This window comes from Corallococcus interemptor (assembly GCF_003668875.1).
GTDB lineage: Bacteria > Myxococcota > Myxococcia > Myxococcales > Myxococcaceae > Corallococcus > Corallococcus interemptor.
This window is the reverse complement of sequence record NZ_RAWM01000085.1, coordinates 1-18,963: the sequence shown is the minus strand read 5'-3', so window position 1 is coordinate 18,963 and position 18,963 is coordinate 1. Positions and strand designations below refer to the sequence as shown.

21 protein-coding genes are annotated in these 18,963 nt (G+C 70.6%); 15 read left to right on the top strand and 6 right to left on the bottom strand.

Annotated features, from left to right (window positions below; translation table 11 throughout):
• Positions 1-15 precede the first annotated feature (15 nt).
• From D7X96_RS25915 to D7X96_RS25905, 3 genes are all read left to right on the top strand, one after another.
• The gene (locus D7X96_RS25915) at positions 16-303 is read left to right on the top strand and encodes an MrpF/PhaF family protein (RefSeq protein WP_120551408.1); all 288 of its coding nucleotides are present in this window, start codon (positions 16-18) and stop codon (positions 301-303) included.
• On the top strand, positions 303-635 hold the full coding sequence (locus tag D7X96_RS25910) for a cation:proton antiporter (RefSeq protein WP_121724944.1): 333 nt from the start codon (positions 303-305) through the stop codon (positions 633-635). Before D7X96_RS25915 ends, D7X96_RS25910 begins: the two co-directional genes overlap by 1 nt.
• Positions 636-763: 128 nt before the next feature.
• Positions 764-2,557: a thiamine pyrophosphate-requiring protein gene (locus D7X96_RS25905; RefSeq protein ID WP_120551406.1), complete on the top strand. Its 1,794-nt coding sequence runs from the start codon at positions 764-766 to the stop codon at positions 2,555-2,557.
• 9 nt (positions 2,558-2,566) lie between these two features.
• Here D7X96_RS25905 and D7X96_RS25900 read toward each other — a convergent pair whose 3' ends face one another.
• The 5 genes from D7X96_RS25900 to D7X96_RS25880 form a co-directional block, all read right to left on the bottom strand.
• Positions 2,567-4,969, bottom strand: a complete 2,403-nt coding sequence (locus D7X96_RS25900) for an ABC transporter permease (RefSeq protein WP_121770975.1) — start codon at positions 4,967-4,969, stop codon at positions 2,567-2,569.
• 83 nt (positions 4,970-5,052) lie between these two features.
• Entirely contained in the window at positions 5,053-5,559 is a 507-nt protein-coding gene (locus tag D7X96_RS25895; RefSeq protein ID WP_121724452.1) for a hypothetical protein, read from the bottom strand.
• Positions 5,560-5,562: 3 nt separating this feature from the next.
• Positions 5,563-6,501 carry a proline dehydrogenase family protein gene (locus tag D7X96_RS25890; protein WP_120552372.1) on the bottom strand — a complete coding sequence of 313 codons (939 nt, stop codon included), beginning with the start codon at positions 6,499-6,501 and terminating at the stop codon, positions 5,563-5,565.
• Between the two features lie 35 nt (positions 6,502-6,536).
• Positions 6,537-7,421, bottom strand: coding sequence for an alpha/beta fold hydrolase (locus tag D7X96_RS25885; RefSeq protein WP_121770974.1), 885 nt, complete (start codon positions 7,419-7,421; stop codon positions 6,537-6,539).
• Positions 7,414-8,136: a lysophospholipid acyltransferase family protein gene (locus tag D7X96_RS25880; RefSeq protein ID WP_120552384.1), complete on the bottom strand. Its 723-nt coding sequence runs from the start codon at positions 8,134-8,136 to the stop codon at positions 7,414-7,416. The genes D7X96_RS25885 and D7X96_RS25880 overlap by 8 nt, the downstream gene beginning before the upstream one ends.
• Before the next feature lie 175 nt (positions 8,137-8,311).
• On the opposite strand from D7X96_RS25880, the gene D7X96_RS25875 reads away from it, so the two are divergent.
• The 12 genes from D7X96_RS25875 (at position 8,312) to D7X96_RS25825 (ending at position 17,982) form a co-directional block, all read left to right on the top strand.
• The gene (locus D7X96_RS25875; RefSeq protein WP_233610057.1) at positions 8,312-8,809 is read left to right on the top strand and encodes a hemerythrin domain-containing protein; all 498 of its coding nucleotides are present in this window, start codon (positions 8,312-8,314) and stop codon (positions 8,807-8,809) included.
• A 180-nt stretch (positions 8,810-8,989) separates the two neighbouring features.
• Positions 8,990-9,514, top strand: a complete 525-nt coding sequence (locus tag D7X96_RS25870) for a cell wall protein (protein WP_120552374.1) — start codon at positions 8,990-8,992, stop codon at positions 9,512-9,514.
• Between the two features lie 140 nt (positions 9,515-9,654).
• Entirely contained in the window at positions 9,655-10,518 is an 864-nt protein-coding gene (locus D7X96_RS25865; protein WP_120552375.1) for a tryptophan 2,3-dioxygenase, read from the top strand.
• A gap of 124 nt (positions 10,519-10,642) precedes the next feature.
• The gene (locus tag D7X96_RS40060; protein ID WP_158626632.1) at positions 10,643-10,819 is read left to right on the top strand and encodes a hypothetical protein; all 177 of its coding nucleotides are present in this window, start codon (positions 10,643-10,645) and stop codon (positions 10,817-10,819) included.
• A 125-nt stretch (positions 10,820-10,944) separates the two neighbouring features.
• Positions 10,945-11,502, top strand: coding sequence for a Uma2 family endonuclease (locus D7X96_RS25860; protein WP_120552376.1), 558 nt, complete (start codon positions 10,945-10,947; stop codon positions 11,500-11,502).
• A 13-nt stretch (positions 11,503-11,515) separates the two neighbouring features.
• Positions 11,516-12,643: an RMD1 family protein gene (locus D7X96_RS25855; protein ID WP_120552377.1), complete on the top strand. Its 1,128-nt coding sequence runs from the start codon at positions 11,516-11,518 to the stop codon at positions 12,641-12,643.
• Positions 12,644-12,719: 76 nt separating this feature from the next.
• Positions 12,720-14,180, top strand: coding sequence for an adenylate/guanylate cyclase domain-containing protein (locus D7X96_RS25850; protein WP_121724454.1), 1,461 nt, complete (start codon positions 12,720-12,722; stop codon positions 14,178-14,180).
• 27 nt (positions 14,181-14,207) lie between these two features.
• Positions 14,208-14,627, top strand: a complete 420-nt coding sequence (locus tag D7X96_RS25845) for a type II secretion system protein GspG (protein WP_120552379.1) — start codon at positions 14,208-14,210, stop codon at positions 14,625-14,627.
• 140 nt (positions 14,628-14,767) lie between these two features.
• Entirely contained in the window at positions 14,768-16,135 is a 1,368-nt protein-coding gene (locus tag D7X96_RS25840; RefSeq protein WP_120552380.1) for a universal stress protein, read from the top strand.
• A gap of 140 nt (positions 16,136-16,275) precedes the next feature.
• Positions 16,276-16,857 carry a P-loop NTPase family protein gene (locus D7X96_RS25835; RefSeq protein ID WP_120552381.1) on the top strand — a complete coding sequence of 194 codons (582 nt, stop codon included), beginning with the start codon at positions 16,276-16,278 and terminating at the stop codon, positions 16,855-16,857.
• Between the two features lie 119 nt (positions 16,858-16,976).
• Positions 16,977-17,435, top strand: a complete 459-nt coding sequence (locus D7X96_RS25830) for a hypothetical protein (protein WP_120552382.1) — start codon at positions 16,977-16,979, stop codon at positions 17,433-17,435.
• Between the two features lie 130 nt (positions 17,436-17,565).
• Entirely contained in the window at positions 17,566-17,982 is a 417-nt protein-coding gene (locus D7X96_RS25825) for a hypothetical protein (protein ID WP_120552383.1), read from the top strand.
• A gap of 106 nt (positions 17,983-18,088) precedes the next feature.
• Here D7X96_RS25825 and D7X96_RS25820 read toward each other — a convergent pair whose 3' ends face one another.
• Positions 18,089-18,754, bottom strand: coding sequence for an SCO family protein (locus D7X96_RS25820; protein ID WP_244219719.1), 666 nt, complete (start codon positions 18,752-18,754; stop codon positions 18,089-18,091).
• Positions 18,755-18,963: the final 209 nt, after the last annotated feature.

Sequence of the window (18,963 nt, the reverse complement as noted above, 5' to 3'; positions counted from 1 at the left end):
GGAGGCGGCCCGGCGATGCACGAGACCTTCTTCACCCTGGCCATCGTGTGGATGGTGGGCCTCTTGGGCGCGATGGTGCTGCTGGCCTCGCGCCAGCGCTCCGCGCCGGACGTGCTCATGTCCGTGGACACGCTGGGCCTGGTCATCTGCGCGGTGCTGGCCCTCTATGGCGCCATACGCCGGGAGGCCGGCTACCTGGACGCGGCCCTGGTGCTGGCCCTGCTCTCCTACGTGCAGACCGTGGCCGGCGCGCGCTACCTGCACCACGGCCGCGCCTTCCACGACGAGGAGGACGGCCGGTGATGTCCACCCTGTTGCAGTGGGTGTCCAATGGCCTGGTGACGCTGGGCCTGCTCTTCATCACCGCCGCCATCATCGGCCTGTACCGCCTGCCCTCGGTGCTCACCCGCGTGCACGCGGCGGGCGCGGTGCCCTTCGGCGGAGCGCTGGTCATCATCGGCGCCACGCTGGCGACGGAGGATGGCTGGCTGTTCCTGCGCGGCCTGCTCGTCGCCGCGTTCCTGATGCTCACCATCCCCAGCTCCGCGCACGCCATCGCCTGGCTGGCGGAGAAGCGCCCGGAGCTGGCCCACGACAAGGCCCGCCGCGCCCGGCCCGGGCGAGGCCGCCAGTAGCCGCCCGCAGGCAGGCCCGCTCACGGGAGGGGAGAACAGGCACCCGGATGCCCTGGGGCTCCGCGGCGCATCGCGGTCACTAGCTTGATCCGCGAGGGACCTCCAACCCGAACCCGGGAGCCTCGCGCATGAGCGCCACCGTCAGCGACTACCTCATCTACCGCCTCATCCAGTGGGGCGTGCGCCGCATCTACGGCTACCCGGGGGACGGCATCAACGGCGTGATGGGCGCGCTGGGGCGCAGCTCCGAGATGAAGTTCGTACAGGTGCGCCACGAGGAGATGGCCGCCTTCGCCGCCTGCGCGCACGCGAAGTTCACCGGCGAGGTGGGCGTGTGCATGGCCACCTCCGGCCCGGGGGCCGTCCACCTGCTCAACGGCCTCTATGACGCGAAGCTGGACCACCAGCCCGTGGTGGCCATCGTGGGCCAGCAGTCGCGCACGGCCCTGGGCGGCAACTACCAGCAGGAGGTGGACCTCACCACGCTCTTCAAGGACGTGGCCAGCGAGTACGTCACCATGGTGACCGCGCCCTCCGCCATCCGCCACGCGCTGGACCGCGCCGTGCGCATCGCCCTGTCCGAGCGCACCGTGACGTGTCTCATCCTCCCCAATGACCTGCAGGAGCAGCCGTACGAACCGCCGCCGCGCAAGCACGGCACCGTGCACTCCAGCGTGGGCTACGCGCCTCCGCGAGTGCTTCCCCAGGACGCGGACCTGCGCCGCGCCGCGGAGGTCCTCAACGCCGGCAAGAAGGTGGCGATGCTGGTGGGCGCGGGGGCCATGAACGCGGCGGATGAGGTGCTGGAGGTCGCGGACCGGCTGGGCGCGGGCGTCGCCAAGGCGCTGCTGGGCAAGGCGGTGCTGCCGGACGCGCTGCCCTTCGTGACGGGCGCCATCGGCCTGTTGGGCACGAAGCCCAGCTGGGACCTGATGCAGGAGTGCGACACGCTCCTGATGGTGGGCACCAGCTTCCCCTATTCTGAATTCCTGCCGCCGGTGGGGCAGGCGCGCGGCGTTCAAGTCGACCTGGACGGGCGGATGGTCTCCATCCGCTACCCCATGGAGGTGGGGCTCGTGGGCGACGCGAGGGAGACGCTGCGAGCGCTCATCCCCCAGCTGAAGCGCAAGGAGGACCGGAGCTGGCGCGAGGGGGTGGAGAAGGGCGTGGCGCGCTGGTGGAAGGTGCTGGAGGCGCGCGCCATGAACGACGCGAACCCCATCAACCCGCAGCGCGTGTTCTGGGAGCTGTCGTCCCGGCTGCCCGACGGCGCCATCCTCACGGCGGACTCGGGCAGCGGGACGGACTGGTACGCGCGGGACGTGAAGCTGCGCAAGGGGATGATGGCGTCCCTGTCCGGCAACCTGGCCACCATGGGCTGCGGCGTGCCGTACGCGCTGGGCGCGAAGTTCGCCTTCCCCCACCGCCCCGTCATCGCGCTGGTGGGCGACGGCGCGATGCAGATGAACGGCAACGCGGAGCTCATCACCATCGCGAAGTACTGGAAGGAATGGCAGGACCCGCGCCTCATCGTCATGGTGCTCAACAACCGCGACCTGAACCAGGTGACCTGGGAGCAGCGGGCCATGGCCGGCGACCCGAAGCTCTCCGCGTCGCAGGACCTGCCGGACTTCCCCTATGCGGAGTACGCCCGGTCCCTGGGCCTCAAGGGCATCCGCGTGGACCGGCCGGACCGCATCGCCGCCGCCTGGGAGGAAGCGCTGAGCGCGGACCGGCCCGTTGTCTACGAGGCCTACGTGGACCCCAACGTGCCGCCCCTGCCGCCACACATCACCCTGGAGCAGGCGAAGATGTTCGCCTCCGCCGTCGTGAAGGGCGACCCGGACGCGGGCGGCTTCCTCAAGCAGTCCGTGAAGGAGGTCGTGGAGACCTTCCTCCCCCACAAGGGCGGCAGGTCCTGACGCGGGGGCTCATGCGTCCTGGCGCAGGGCCTCGGCGGGGGAGACGCGCGTGGCGGCGAGCGCGGGCAGCCAGCTGGCCGCCAGCGCCGTGAGGAGGAGCAGCGCGGGGGCTCCCACGAAGATGACCGGGTCCAGGGGCGTGATGCCGAAGAGCATCGCGGAGAGCGCCCGGGCCAGCAGCCCGGCGCAGGCCAGGCCCACGGCGAGCCCCAGCCCCGTGAGCCGCAGCCCCTGGAGCATGACCAGTCGCAGCAGCGCCCGCGGCGTCGCGCCCAGGGCGCTCCGGATGCCCAGCTCGCGCGTCCGCTGCGTCACCCAGAAGGCCAGCAACCCATACAGCCCCACCGAGGCCAGGACCGCGCCCAGCAGCGCGAACGCCGTCAGCAGCCCGCCAATCACCCGCACCCGCTCGGAGCTGGCCTCCACCACGCGGTCCAGCGGGCGGACGTTGAGCAGCCGCAGGTTCGGATCCGCCGCGCGCACCTCTTCGCGCAGCAGCGCCAGCAACCGGGGCGCCGGCAGCGAGGACTTCACCACCAGGCTCAGGCTCTTGCGCAGGTCCTGCCCCACCGGGACATAGAGGTCCCCCGTGGGCGCCACGGAGATGCGCTCCATGGGCACGTCCCCGACGACGCCAATGACCTCCCGGGGAGCGGCGTCGCGGTCCAGCTGGAGCCGGGCGCCCACGGGGTTCCGGCCCGGCAGGTACCGGCGCGCGAAGGCCTCGCTGACCACCACCACGGGGGGACGGTCCGCCGTGTCGCCGTCCTCCATGAGGCGGCCCTGCTTCAGGGGAATGCCCATCGCCCGGAAGGCGCCCGCGCTGGCGGGCACGTACCCGGCCCGGGGCGGCGTCCCGGAGGCCGGCGGCGTCCCCGCGACCTGGAAGCCCACGTTCTCGCGCCAGACCTCTCCGGTGAGGGGAAGGGTCCCCGTGAAGCCCGCCGCGTCCACGCCGGAAAGCGCCTCCAGCCGTCCGGTGAGCGCCCGGGCCACGGCCGCGGCCCGCGCCTCGTCCGGGAACCTCTCCACCGGGAAGAACACCTCCGCCACCGTGACCCGTTGGGACTCGAAGCCCAGGGGCACGGCCTGGAGCTTCCACAGCGTGCGGAGCATGAGGCCGGAGCCCACCAGCGGCACCAGCGCCAGGGCGAGCTGCACGACGACCAGCGCCGACCGGGTCCACCCCAGTGACGTCGCGCCTCGCCCCCCGCGCGTCACCGGCGCGAGCGCGGCCCGCGCCTCCCCGCGCGAGGCGTGAAGCGCGGGCAAAAGCCCCACGAGCATCGCCGTCAGCAGGGACACGGCCGCCGTGAGGCCGAGCATGAAGGGCTCCAGCCCCGGCCCTGACGCGAACTGGGACGGGACGAAGGTCTGGAGCAGCCCCTGTCCCCAGAGCGCGAGCAGCAGTCCGCCCACGCCGCCGAACAGGGCCCGGACCCCGCTCTCCACGAACACCTGGCGGATCAGCTGCCAGCGGGTCGCTCCCAGCGCGATGCGCACCGTCAGCTCATGCATCCGCGCGCTGCCCCGCGCGAGCAGCAGGTTCGTGAGGTTCGCGCACCCCAGCAGCAACAGCAGCACCGCGACGCCCGTGACGACCTTGAGCTGGGAGAGGGACTGCTCGACGAGGTACGCATGGAGGGGCTCCACGAGCACGCCCACCCGGGGTTCGCCCGGGACGTCTCCGGCCTCCAGGGTGAGCGGGAGCAGCTCCGCGCGGGCCTGCTCCACGGACACGCCTGGACGCAGCCGCCCCACGACGCGCAGCAGGTTCCCCGCGTCCCGGGACGCATCCAGCGCCAGGGGCTTCCACACCTCCACCTCTGGCTCGAAGTGGAAGGACTCCGGCAGCACGCCCACGATGACGTGGGACTCGTCGTTCAGCAGCAGGTGCTGGCCCAGCGCGGCGGGGTCCGCCCCGTACAGGCGCTGCCACAGCGCATGTGTCAGCACCACCGTGCGGTCGCGGCCGGGGACCTCCTCTTGCGCACCCCAGAGCCGCCCCAGCGCGGGCCGGACCCCCAGCATCGGCATCAGCCCGGCGGACCCCCGGCCCACCGTCAGCCGCCCCTCCAGCCCCGCTCCGCCCAGGAGCTGCTTCTCCACGCGGACGCCCTCGATGCCGGAGAAGCTCCGGGACCCCTCCCTCCACGCGTTCCACACCGGAAGGCTCACCCGGGTGCGGTCCTTGTGGGGACCCGCCCCCGCCCCCGGCGTCGTCGCCTGGAAGAGGCGGACCAGCTGCTCCGCCTCGGGGAAGGGCAGGGGCTGCCAGAGCACCGGATACACGACGCTGAAGACCGCCGTGGTCGCGCCAATGGTGAGCGCGAGCGTCGCCACGACGACCGCGGTGAAGCGCTTCTCCCGGGCCATCGAGCGCAGTGCGCGCCGGAGTTCGAGCAAGAGCATGGACCTGTCAGGGATGGGGGATGAGCCCGCGCGTGAAGCAACGAGGATGCCACGCGCGGCCTTCCCCTGCCGGACGGCTCACCTCACCCCGGAGCCTGACCGGAACTGGGAACCCCCGTCCCACTTCCGGAATCCGTCTCCTCCTTCACCAGCCAGCGCATCGTCGCCTCCGTGACGATGCCGAACAGGGCCGTCTGGGCGAACAGCCAGGCGTGCTCCGCGCGCGACCAGCTGTTCGACACCGCCGTCGCCTTGAAGAGGGGGAAGGCCGCGCGCTCGAACGCCAGCACGCCCAGGCCCAGCAGCACGCCGCTGTGCAGCAGGGTCCACTTCGACGTGCGCCGCCGCACCAGGCCCCAGCCCATTCCCAGCAGCGGGCCATAGCCCGCGCGCAGCGCGAAGGCCCACCGCGACGCCTCGCGCCGGGACATCCACCGGCCGAACAGCCGGCTCAGCACCTGCCGCGCGATGTGGCGCGCGGCGTACGGCGGCGGGTGGCCCAGCGAGGCATTGCGCACGGTGACCAGCAATCCCAGGGCACCGGTGCCCACGGCTCCCGCGACATAGGCCGCCGCGTAGGGGTCTCTCATGGTCTATCCCTTCACCAGGTTTCGCATCACGAACCACAGGTTGGCGGGACGCTCGGCCAGGCGGCGCATGAAATAGGGATACCAGTGCTTCCCATACGGGACATAGACACGCACCGGATGGCCTTCCTTCACCAGACGCTCCTGCAGGTCGCGCCGGATGCCATACAGCATCTGGAATTCGAAGGCGCCCTTGGGCAGACGCTGGCGCGCGGCGTACTCCAGCGTGGCGTCAATCATCCGCTCATCATGCGTGGCGATGCCGTGATACACGCCGCTGTCCAGCAGGATGCGCATGCAGCGCACGAAGTTGGCGTCCACGTCCTTCTTGTCCGGGAAGGCCACGTCCGGACCCTCCAGGTAGGCCCCCTTGCACAGGCGGATCCGGACGCGCTCCGCGCACAGGGCCTTCGCGTCCTCCTCCGTGCGCCGCAGGTAGCTCTGGAGCACCGCGCCCACGTGCCGCTCGCCGAACTCCGAGTGCAGATCCCGCACGATGTCCAGGGTCACTTGCGTGACGGCGCTCTCCTCCATGTCCACGCGCACGAAGGAGTCCCGCGCCGTCGCGTCCGCCACCACCGCCCGCGCATTCTGCAGCGCCAGGTTCCGGTCGAACAACACACCGCACTGCGTGAGCTTCAGCGACACGTTGGCCCTGACGCCCACCTGGTCGATTCGCGCCAGCAGCCGCAGGTATTGCCTCACCTCGTCGCGCGTCTCTTGAGGAGAGCGCACCGCTTCATTGAGGTGGTCGAAGCTGGCCATCAGCCCCTTCGCCGTGAGCGCCTTCACCGCGTCCACGGCCTCCTCCAGCGTCTCCCCCGCGATGAAGCGGGACGCCAGCTGGCGAAAGGGTTTGAGCCGCGTGGCCACGTCCTTGAGGTTGGACTGACGCGACAGGAACAACAGCGCGGAGCGGGACAGCTGAGCGGCGGCGGTCGTCATACGGATGTTCCCCCGACGATAGAGATAACGCCTGTTCAGTCAGGGTGCTGGGAGAGGAAGTCGGACACGCACGCATTGAACGCTTCCGGGTGGCTCATGTACGGCAGGTGACTGGCTGTCTCCAGGAACTCCAGCCGGGCGCCCGGCACATGCGCCGCCACGTCGCGCGCGGCGGCCGGCGGCACCAGCAGGTCGCGGCCTCCCTCGATGATGAGCGTGGGCACGCGCAGCTCGCGCAGCCGGTGCAGGAAGTCCGCGGCCAGGATGTCGCGCAGCCGCCGCATCAGCTCCAGCGACGACAGGCGCCGCGCCTCGCGAACGATTTCGGCCCGCCCCTCCGCGGGCAGCCACCGGCCGCCCAGGACGCGCGCCACCGTGGGCGCGAACACATACGCCAGCGGCCGGGGCGCCCGCACCAGCGTGGACAGCGTCAACGCCAGCCGCCGCACCTTGCGCACGCTGGCCACCGGCGACACCAGCACCAGCGCCTTCACCCGCCGGGGGTGCTCCAACGCATACGCGATGGACAGGAGGCTTCCATAGGAGGACCCCATCAACGCGAAGCGCTCCGGCAGCCCCGCCTCCGGGTGGTTGAGCACCGACAGGTTCCACTGCAACGGCGTGTGTGTCGCGGGCGTCTTCAGGGGCGGCGTCCACAACAGCAGGTTCCACGCCCGGGCCAGGGGCTCCATGGGCGCGAAGGAGCGGCCACTGGCGCCCAGCCCCGGAAGACAGACCACCGTGCGTGATACATCCCTGTTGCCTCCGGGAAAGGTGAACAGGCGCACGGGCGTGCCCCGGACGGCGCGCTCCTCGCAGTCCAGCCGCTCATAGCCGCGCTGGATGTCTTCCACGTCCGGCACCAGCGGCGGCGCGCGGGTCTTGGGCTCGACGGTGGAGGTGGCAGCGGCGTCAAGCATGGCAGGCCCTCAGGAGCAGGCGCCGGACGCTGGCGGCCACGCGGTCGCGGAAGGCCCGCACGCGAGACTCCGGCGCGCCCGACGGCGGCGGTTCATGGGGTTCACCCACGGCGAAGGTGAGCTGGACGGGCAGCGGCAGTGGACCCAATCCCATCACCAGGGGCATGCGGTATTTATCCTCCGCGGCCAGGCGCACACACCAGCGGTCCTCGTCCGGGGGCCAGAAGAACGTGTCATCCACCCCAAAACCCGCGAAGGGCACCACCGGCACCCCGGCCTGCATGGCCAGCCGCACGAAGCCCAGCGCGCCCTCCCAGCGCAGGCGGTAGCGGCCCTGGCTGCGTTTGAAGGTCTCCCGCGCGCCGCCCGGATAACAGACGACGAGCTGCCCCTCCCCCAGTGACTTGAGCGCGTTCTCCCGCGTCCCCTCCACGCCGCCCAGCCAGGGCAACACCGTGCGCACGAGGGGAATCTTGAAGAATCCCCGCTCCGCCAGGCCCAGCGGGTAGCGCCCCGTGGCCTGGTGCAACAGGTGGAAGAAGGCCGGGGTCTCGTATCCCCAGACACCGTGGTTGCCCACGAGCAGCAGCGGCCCCTGTCTGGGCAGGTGTTCAGCACCCATCAGACGGGCGCGGTGGTAGCGCGCGGACAGGGCCGCGCCGCCCTCCGCGAAACGGAACACGGCTTGCCGGACGCTGGTGAGTGGGTCTTCCACGGTGGATTCCAAGATGCAGCCGGCTTCGCTCGCCGGCACCCTGGCGGCAGGCTGCCGGGCAGGGGCTCCACCGCCGCCATCACCGGAAAAGGGCATGCACGCCAGCAGGCTGCCTTCCACGGCCGCTGGATGGGTGTGGTTGTCTGCCCCCGGTGCCATGCCGATGCTTGGGGGCATGGCCGGCCCTTTCGACATCCTCCTGCATCAACACCGTGAGCTGGAGGCGCTGCTGGAGCGGCTGGCTTCAGAGGCGGACCCGGAAGAGGTGACTCACGGTCAGGAGACCCTGGCCCGCCTCCTGCGCCTGCACTCCCGCCTGGAGGAGCGCTGCGTCCAGCCACTGCTGACATGCGTGGAGGGCCGCACCCGCGCCCGCGAGGAGGCCGAGGATCACCTCACCTTGCGTGAGTTGATGGAGGAATTGCAGGAACTGACACCTCGCGGCGTCGAGTGGCAGGCGCGCCTGTTCACGCTGGAGGATCAGGTCGTGGCGCACGTGCAGGCCACCGAGCACGGAGTGCTCCCCCGGCTGTCCGCGTCCCTGGACTCAGAGGAATTGGAAGAACTGGGACACGACCTCGCACTGACGTACGAGGAACTGCTGGAACGCTCGCAACACCCCCCCGCCTCCAGTCGCGGAGCGTTGTTGGAACCCCTGCATTGGGATGCGTGAGAAGCGCCTGAAAGCGTCTCGCGCACCCATTTCCCGGGCCTTTCTCGCCTGCTGATACGCAGTGGCGTCACAACTTTTTATCGCTTCCTTCGACAATTGCCTTTCTGGAAGGTATTGGTAGTCCGGCGTGCCGGTTCACGCCAAGGCAATGCTCCCCCCTTAAACCGAGGATTGGTCGAAATGTCAGTTGACAAGGCGTTCCGCGAGATGATTCGCAACGAGATTGAAGTGCAGCTCAAGCCCCTGCGCGACGTGGTGTCTCGTCTGGAGTCGGGCACGGCGGACCTGGATGCGCTGCGCAACGTGGCCGAGCGCCTGGCGCCGCTGGCTCAGGTGGTGGGCCCCCTCTTCGGCGCGAACGCGCCCGCGGCGGGCAAGCCCGGTCGTCGTCCCGTGGGTCGTCCGGCGGGTCGCGCGTCGGTGAGCGCGCCGGTGGCGGCGGCGGGTGGCAAGCGCCGGGGCCGCAAGCCGGCGGCGGCGGAGGGCGGCGCCCGCGAGTGCGCCATCAAGGGCTGCGGCAAGCCCAGCCGCACCAAGGGCTACTGCGCCGCGCACTACCAGAAGCTGCGCATGCTGGAGAAGACCCACCGCCGTCCCTCCGAGTGGTCCGACTACGCCAACCCCAACAGCGTGGAGGACATCAAGCTGCCGCGTGGCCGCGCCGCCTCCAAGGCGCTGGCGGAAGCCGCTCAGAAGAACGCTTAAGCGCTTCGCAGTCGTGTGTCGTAGCCCCGGCCCGGGCAGAGGTGGACCGCGTCCTTCCGGCAGGAAGCACGTGGCAGGATTGACCGCGCGGAGGATGTGCTTGCGCCGCGAGGGGGTTGGTGTGCATGAGTGCCCGGGCCATGAACAAACGCGACCTGGAGCCTGGAATCGTCACGGACCTCGCGGGCCGGACGACCTATGGTGATTACCTGCAGCTGGACCGCCTTCTGTCCGCGCAGGTGCCCCGTTCCCAGCCTCCCCATCACGACGAGTTGTTGTTCATCGTCCAGCATCAGACGAGCGAGCTGTGGATGAAGCTGCTCATCCACGAGCTGTCCGCCTGCATCCGTTACATCCAGGCGGACCGGCTGGAGCCGTCCTTCAAGATCTTCGCGCGCGTCGCGCACATCCAGCGGATGCTCTTCGAGCAGTGGAGCGTGCTGGAGACGCTCACGCCCAACGAGTACCTGGAGTTCCGGGACACGCTGGGCCACGCGTCGGGCTTCCAGAGCTTCCAGTACCGGGCGCTGGAGTTCCTGCTGGGCAACAAGGACGACGCGGCGCTGGGGCCCTTCAAGCACGTGCAGGGCGTGCACGCGGAGCTGGAGCGGCTGCTGGAGTCGCCGGGCATCTACGACGAGTTCCTGCGTCACCTGTCTCGCATGGGGCATGACGTCCCCAAGAGCCACGTGGAGCGGGACTGGCGTCAGCCGTATGAGAAGAGCCCCCAGGTGATGGAGGTGTTCCGCCGCATCTACGAGGACACCGAGAAGCACTGGGATGCGTATGAGATGTGCGAGAAGCTGGTGGACACGGAGGAGCGGTTCCAGCTCTGGCGCTACCGGCACATGATGACGGTGATGCGCATCATCGGCTTCAAGCAGGGCACGGGCGGCTCGTCGGGCGTGGGCTTCCTGCGCAAGGCGCTGGACCTGCGCTTCTTCCCGGAGCTGTGGGACGTGCGCACGGCGCTGGCGCCGCCCGCGAAGCCCCGGAGCGTCTGAAAGGGCCCTGGACGCCGCTCGAGTCCCCGCATGCTCCGCGTGCCGGCAGGGACGGGTGCCAGCCGGGGCGCGGGCTCCCTAGCTTGGGAGAGGTCAAACCCTCTCAACGTGCGAAGGAGCCACCATGGGTGAGCACGAAAGCCCCCGGAAGGAACCGCAGCTTCCGGAAGACGAACAGCAGAACAAGCGTCAGGCGGGAGACCGCCCCATGCCCACGCCGGGTCACATTGGCAACCTGCCGGACAACGGCGAAGGCCCGGGTGGCATTGGCATCAAGCTGCCCGAGGGCGGCGGCGACTGAGTGAAACATCCGGCGATGTTTCAGGCCGGGGGCCTTCCAGGGCTCCCGGCCGCCGGGGTAGACGTGTCAGACGGGCATGAGAGTGTCCGGGCATGGCCCTACCTGCCAGGTTCCCCGCTCCAGAGATGACCCGAAAGCCCGCCACCTACGCCGACCTGGAAGCGCTCCCCTCGAATCAGGTGGGGGAGATCGTCAACGGGGAGCTGTACGCGAGCCCCCGGCCGGCGAACCCGCATGCCTCCGCGGCATGGCATCTGGGTGGAGAACTCTATGGCCCCTTCGAGCGGGGACGCGGAGGGCCTGGAGGCTGGCTCATCCTTTCGGAGCCGGAACTGCACCTGGGGAAGGACGTCCTGGTGCCGGACCTCGCGGGGTGGCGCCGGGAGCGGCTCTCCAAGCTGTCCAAGGTCGTGGGCATCCAGATGGCGCCGGATTGGCTGTGCGAGGTGCTGTCCCCGTCCACGTCCCGGTTGGACCGGGTCCGGAAGCTGCCCATCTATGCACGAGAGGGCGTCAAACACGTCTGGTTGGTGGACCCACGCGAACACATGCTGGAGGTCTACCGGCTGGAAGGCGGCCACTATCTGTTGCTGGGGGCTTACGGGGACGCGGAGACCGTCCACGCGGAACCCTTCGAGGCGCTTCCCCTGGAACTGAAGGTCCTGTGGGAGGACGTCGAGTAGGCTTCAGCCCACCATGTCCGCGCCCGCCGGAATGACGCTGCTCTTCGAACAGGCCCACATCCTCTGCTACCGCACGTTCGACATCGCGGAGGAGATCGACCTGGAGCGCGCTCGCAAGGCGCTGACGGAGGATTCGCGCCGCTTGAAGCTGTCGCGCGAGAACAGCCAGTACATCCAGCTGCCCAACCCTCCCGTGGCCTATGAGCTGGGCCGCAGGCCCCTGGCCCTTCGCGGCGGCCCCGTCACCGTGGACGCCACCGCGCGCCTGTTCGACCATGGCGCCGCGTCCATCATCCTGCGCGTCCCCGTCGCCCCCGGCACCACCTGGGAGACCCTCACCCACGTCGCCGACGAACTCTATGACAGCCAGGCCCTGGAGGACCTGGCGCTCGAGCTGGTGGAGGGCGTGCGCCGCACCATCTCCGCCGCCGTGCAGGGGCCGCACCTCTGGGACCAGAGCGAGAGCTACACCGTCATCTTCGCCGAGCGCATCCAGGGCAACCCCTCCGCGGAGGAGCTGTTCCAGAGCGCGGACATCGCCCGGCTTTTGTTGGGTGAGAGCACCACCGCGCCGCTCGCGCCCCGTGAGCGCGAGGCTGTCACCCAGGTGCGCTTCAGCTACACCGCCCATGACCTGGTCGTCGTGGACTGGAACAGCGCCTTCGTCTACGAGCCGTCCGGCTCGCGCGACATCCCGGACCTCCTGGAGATCGCCAACGCGCAGCTGCTGGAGTTCCGCTACTACGACGAGCGGTTGGACAAGCACATCGCGCGCATCCACGACGAGGTGCAGAAGCGCAAGCCCGGCTGGCTCACGCTGTTCCGCAGCCCGTACCGCACCCTCGCGCGCGAGACGCTGGGCACGCTCGTGGACCTCAACGAGTTCGTGGAGCGGGTGGAGAACAGCCTCAAGATCATCGGCGACTTCTACCTGGCCAAGGTCTACGAGGGCGCCGTGCGCCGCCTGCGCATCCCCGCGTGGCAGGCCTCCGTCACGCGCAAGCAGCAGCTGCTCGCGCAGACCTATGGCCTGCTCAAGGGCGAGGTGGACATCGACCGCTCCCACGTCCTGGAGGTGATGATCGTCGCGTTGATCGTCCTGGAAATCCTGCTCGCCTTCGGACGCGTGGTCATGCCCTGACGACAGCGTCCCTGCGACCCGTGGGCTGGGCGGCGACCACGGCGTTGGGCTACGTTCGAGCGATGGAGGTGGCCGCGTGAGTGCATCGAACCCTCTCTTCGGTGACCTGTTGCTCAAGCTGGGTGTCGTCACGCCGGGGCAGGTGCAGGAGGCACTCGCGCTGCAGGCGCTCACCGGCCAGCGCGTGGGGGAGGCGCTCATCTCCCTGGGCTACGTGTCGCGCGAGCAGATCCAAGACGCACTGGGAGAAGCCCTGGGCCTGAACCATGACAAGGGTCCCGCGCAGCCGCCGCTGGGCGAGCTGCTGGTGGGGCTCAAGTACGTGTCGCTCGCGCAGCTGGACGAAGCGCTGGCGCGGCAGCGGCGCGACGGGCGGCGGCTGGGGGAAATCCTCGTCGAGCTGGGCCACTGCACGTACAAGCAGATCTACGAAGCGCTGGGCGTGCAGAACCGCATCGTCGGCCGGCAGGACCTGCCGCGTCCCGCGACGGAGGGGCGCCGCCGCGTGGTGGTGGTGGACGACAGCCCCCTGGCGTGCGCGTTCGTGCAGGAGGGGCTGGTGGCGCTGGGCTACGAAGTCCTCTGCTTCCAGGACCCGTACGAGGCGCTGGAGGGCATGGGGCGGCTGCAGCCGGCCATCGTGCTGAGCGACCTGGAGATGCCGGGGCTGGACGGCGTGGAGCTGTGCCGGCGGCTGAAGGAGGGCCCGCGCAGCGCCATCCCCGTCATCATGCTCACCGCCAATGACCGCGAGGCGGAGCGCGTGCGCGGCCTGCGCGCGGGCGCGGACGACTACGTGAACAAGTCCGCGTCCATGGATGAACTGGCGGCGCGCATCGAGAGCGTGGTGCGCCGCACGGACGAGACGGAGCGCATGCGCAAGCTGTTCGCGCGCTACACGTCCGACGCGGTGGTGGAAGAAATCCTCAAGAGCGCGGACGCGGCGGTGCTCGCCGGTGAGAAGCGCGAGGTGACGGTGCTGTTCGCGGACATCCGCAACTTCACCGGCCTGGCGGAGAGCCTGCCGCCCGAACAGGTGGTGGCGGTGCTCAACCAGGTGCTGGGCCGGCTGTCGGACGCGGTGCTCACCTGCGGCGGCACGCTGGACAAGTTCCTGGGCGACGGGCTGATGGCCGTCTTCGGCGCGCCGGTGGGCCGCCCGGACGACGCGCTCCGGGGCTTGCAGTGCGCGAAGATGATGATGGAGGCCGTGGCGGAGCTGCGCGCCGTGGCGGAGGCCGAGTGGGTGGCCCACGGCCGCGAGGGCCGGCCCCTGGTGCTGGAATTGGGCGTGGGGCTCAACTCGGGCGTGGTGGTGTCCGGCAACATCGGCGGCGCGATGCGGGCCGAGTACACCTGCATTGGCGACGCGGTGAACGTGGCCGCGCGGCTGTGCGCGCTGGCCGGTCCGGGGGAAATCCTGGTGGGCGAGCGCACGCGTGAGCTGGTGGACGCGAACGAGACCGCCTTCGAGGACCTGCCCCCGGTGCGCCTGAAGGGCAAGCAGCAGCCGGTGCCGCTTTACCGCGCCCTCTGACGCGCCAGGCGGTAGGGTGGATGGGCCATGGCCGCCACCTCCTCCCCGTCCTCCTCCCACGACAAGTCCCGCCGCTCGCCGCTGCCCTGGGTGGCGGTGGTATTCGCGGTGGCGCTGGTCGTGGCCCTGGTGCTCACCGCCTTCCGCCGCCGCGACCCCGAGCAGGCCCAGCACATCCACGCGGACTTCACCCTCATCCTGGGCGCGCTGGAGCGCTACCAGGCGGACCACGGCGGACAGCTGCCGGAGGAGGGGAGCCTGGATGAGATGCTGGTGCCCAAGTACCTCCCCGCCGTGCCCCGCGACCCCTGGGGCCGGCCGTACCAGTACGCCAGCAGCGCGCAGGGCGTGTTCCTGTCCACCTTCGGCCGCGAGAACCAGCGCGGCGGCGCGGGGGAGAACCAGGACCACACCAACCACGACGGGCACCAGCAGCTCTTGCGCTGAGCGCTGGCCCGCCGGGACGCCCCACCCTGCCGGGCAGGCAGGCCGGCATGCCCGGCCGTGTGCCACCGTCCCTCCGGCGTGAACACCTTCATGGCGAGGGGAGGCTCCAGCGGGCATCGCCTCCTCCAGGGGGCCCTGCCATGGCCATCATCTGCGCAACCAACCTGTCCGCCGAAGCCGCGCACGCGGCCACCGTCGCGGCCACCCTCGCCGGCCGGCTGGGGGAGCCGCTGCTGCTCCTGGGAGTGGATGACGAGGTCCCGGACGCGGAGGCCCCGGACGCCCTGTCCACGGCGGAGGGGGGCCTGGCCGCGGAGGCCGCGCGGCTGAGGCCGCTCTTGGGCCCCGGGGGCTCGGTGGAGCCGCGCATGCAGCGGGGCGCCTCCGTGGAGACGCTGCTGGGGGACGCGGAGTGCAAGAGCGCCCGGATGGTGGTGGTGGCCGCCGGGGGCTGGCGCACGTCCCCCTGGCGCAAGACGTCCCTGGCGGAGCGCCTGGCCCGCCACGGCTGCGCCCCGGTGCTGGCGGTGCGCCGGGACTCGGCGCTGCTGGACTGGGCCCGGGGCCGGCGCCGGCTGCTGGTGATGGTGGGCGTGGACCCGCGCTCCGCCACGTCCGACGCAGCCATCACCTTCCTGAGAGAGCTGCGGCGCGTGGGCGGGTGCGACGTGCTGGCCGCCTACGTGTGCTCGCCCCTGGAGGAGCGTGAGCGGCTGGGCATCCGGACCCCCGTGCACGTGGAGCGCCTGGACCCGCGCGAGCGCAGCATGGAGGGGTTGGATCCGCTGGTGGAGCGCGTGCTCCACCGCGAGGTGCGCGAGCGCCTGGGTGACCTGGAGGGCGAGGGCCGCGTGGAGGTGGTGCTGGAGCCCGGCTATGGCCGCCCGGCGGACCACCTGCTGCACGTGGCCCACGCGCGCAGCGCGGAGCTCACGGTGGTGGGCATGCACCTGCGCGGCGGCGTGCAGCGGCTGTGGCATGGCTCCGTGTCGGAAGGCGTGCTGCGCCACGCGGAGCGCTCCGTGGCGTGCATCCCACCCGGAGCGCGCGAGCCTCGCCGGCTGCCTCCGCCCCGGAGCGCCCTGGTGCCGGTGGACTTCACGCTCGCGTCCGGGCAGGCCATCGCGCAGGCGTGCTCGCTGGTGGGGCCGGGCGGCCGCGTGCACCTGCTGCACGTGCACCGGCTCAAGGGCCGCGAGCGGGGCCCCCGGGACTTCCACGGCGTGCTCCCGGAGCCCGAGTCCGAGCGGGACCAGGTGATGCAGCGGCTCTGGGCCCAGGTGCCCCGGGACACGGTCGCGCAGGCGGTGCACTGGAGCGTGGAGGGCGTCAGCGGGGATGACGTCACCATCGCCATCTGCCAGGCCACGGAGCGCGAGGGCGTGGACCTGGTCTGCGTGGGCACGTCCTCCCGCCGCGAGGTGGCCCCGGACGTCCTGGAGGAGGCCGTGGCGAAGGAGCTGGTCCTGCGCTGCCGCCGGCCCGTGATGGTGGTGCCTTCGGTTTGACCCGGGAACGGGCGTCCAGTGGAGGGGCTCGCCGGGGAGCGGGTCCCTGGTTTTTTCCCGCACGTAAGGGATTGAACAGGCGACCCAGGAGGGCGTTAGACTTTGGGAGGACCCGCTTTCCCAGAAGGGTAGGGCATCCCGTGGCTCTTCGCGGTTATCGAGAAGAGGACCTCGTCTCCAACCGTGCGTCGCTGCTCATCCACGGAGGCACCGAGGACGAGCGCAGGGCCTGGGCGGAGGAAGCCGCGCGCAACTTCGGCGTCCCGCTCACGGAGATTCGCCAGCCCCAGGAGCTGGCCGGAGCGCTGCGCCAGCCCAACGGCGTCGTGTTCATCGCGGACGCGGCGAAGCTGCCGCTGGACGCCCAGGGCCTCATCCTGCGCTGCCTCCAGATGCAGGAGGAGCGGCCCAAGGTCGTGGTGGGCATCTCCGGCGCGGCGATGGCCGCCCTCACCCGGGGCACCCTGCGCGAGGACCTGCACTACCGCCTCCACCAGGCGCAGGTGGACCTGCAGACGGAGGGCCTGAGGGACGCGCTCAAGCGCCGCTGGGCCCAGCAGGCCGAAGTGCTGGCCGTGCGCGCCGCGGCGCTGAAGGCCGCCGAGGAGAAGGAGCGCGCCGCCGCCGCCGCCCGCCGCCCCGGCTCCGTCACCCGCATCCTGCCCAAGCGCAAGGCCCCGGCCCCCGCCCGCAAGGGCGCGCCCCGCAACGCGGTCCGCTGAAACCCCGGGGGCTTTCAGAGGGGGGCAGGGCCACTCCGGGTGGGGGAATGGGTACTACTGGAAAGATGGGCTAGAGTTGTTCCCAGCCGTCTTTCCTCTCCTCTCCGGAGCGAAATCGCATGTCCCAGCAAGCCCCTGGCAAGAAGCGTGGTCTGTCCCGTCCCGTGGAAGTCGTGCGCGCGGAGCTCCTCAAGGACCCCGAGACGAAGCGCATCGCGGACGCGGTGGGCATGAAGCTGGAGGACTACGTCGAGCTGGTCCTCGAGTACGCCCAGGACAAGGACAAGGAGCCCATGCTCAACGTCGTGTCCGACGAGGAGCTGAAGGCGAACGGCTTCCCCGTGCACACGGTGGAGGAGGTCGGCGAGTTCCTGGTCGCGGGCGCCAAGGGTGAGCTGCCCGGCCAGGGCAACCCCTTCGCCAAGTCCGAGTTCGAGGCCGGCAAGGGCGGCGCCGCCGCCGCGGGCAAGCCCAGCCTGAACCCCGCGGGCGAGGCCCCCAAGGCCCCCCAGGACGAGGCCAAGCGCCAGGAGTTGATGGACCAGCTGAAGAAGGGCGGAGGCGGAACCCGGGGCTGAGGCCCGCCCGGAATCTCCGTGAAATTGATCGGAAATTCGGAGGAAACATTTTCCTCCCCCTTCCGAGAATCCTTTTGCAGCTTCACTTCGGCACACTCTCCAAACCAGACTTCAAGCAGGGGGTTTCACCATGGGCGGCATCGGCAAGGTTGTCAGCAGCGTCGCGAAGACGGTCTCCAACATCGCGGGCGGCGTCGCGAACATCGCGGGCAAGGCGCTGAACTTCGTGCAGAACCCCATGGGCGCCATCACGGGCGGCCTGAAGGGTCTGGCGGGCGGCCTGCTGGACAAGCTCCCGTTCGGTCTGGGCAAGCTGGCGAAGCCGTTCGTGGACAAGTTCATCGACTCCGGCGCGGCGCTGCTCTCCAAGGGCCCCCTGGCCGGTCTGTCCCAGCTGACCAAGTTCGCCCCCTCCGTGAAGGCCATCGGCGACATCGCGAACGTCGTGAAGCAGGGCGCGGACAAGGTCGGCGCGCTGGCCTCCCAGCCCGCGCAGCAGAACTTCCAGAACATCATCGCGCAGGCCCAGGCGCAGCTCATCAACTGAGCTCCCCGCTGAAGCTGACGTGACGAGGGCCGGTGCTCACCGAAAGGTGGGGCCGGCCCTTCGGCTTTGCGGGCTGGGGCGCTCAGCCCTCTTCTCAGCCCTCTTCTCAGCCCTCTTCGCGGGTGATGCGGAAGGCGTCGGTCTCCAGCTTCTGGGTCGCCTCGGGGTCCGCGCTGTCGTAGTAGCCGCGAATCTCCCCGGTGCCGTCCACCAGCACGAAGTGGGTGCCGTGGAAGATGGAGAGCAGGTCGTCCTCGGCGGCGCCGGGCTCGCGGCCCATGCTGATCTTGAAGCCCTGGACGATGGTGTCCTTGAGGGTGGCGTAGTCGCCGGTGAGGAAGTTCCAGCGGGTGAAGTCCGCCTGGTACTTCTTCCCGTACTCGGCCAGCCGCTCCGGGGTGTCGTAGGCGGGGTCCACGGAGAAGGACACCAGCTGCAAATCCGTCCCCAGCTTCGCCGTGCGGTCCTGCACGCGCGCCATCTTCTGGGTGAAGACGGGGCAGACCGTGGGACAGCGGGTGAAGATGAAGTTGGCGATGTACGGGTGGCCGCGCAGCTGCTTCGCCCCGAAGGGCTGTCCGTCCTGCCGCGTGAAGGTGAAGTCCGGCAGCGCGCCCAGCCGGGGCGGCGGCTTGGACCGGCCCTCCATCAGGTCGTGGACCGCCACCCCCATGAAGCCGAGCGACGCCACGGCGATGCCCGCCCAGACCCAGGAGCGGCGGACGGGACGGGAGCGGGGAGCGGACGGGGAGGAGGGCGATTCGACGGACATGCCCGGCACGTACGGCATCGGCGGGGAGCGCACAAGCGCCGGGCCTGGCCGGGGTAGGGGCTGGCCGCATGCGAGGCATGAGGGAGAGTGGCCGCTCCCGCGAGGACGGGGTGCTGCTTGAGGGGACGAGGGGTGCGTGCTAGCCCGGAGGCCATGTCCCAGGCCCTCTTCCAACTCCCGGGTGGACGCGCTTCGTCGGGCGGGTGGGG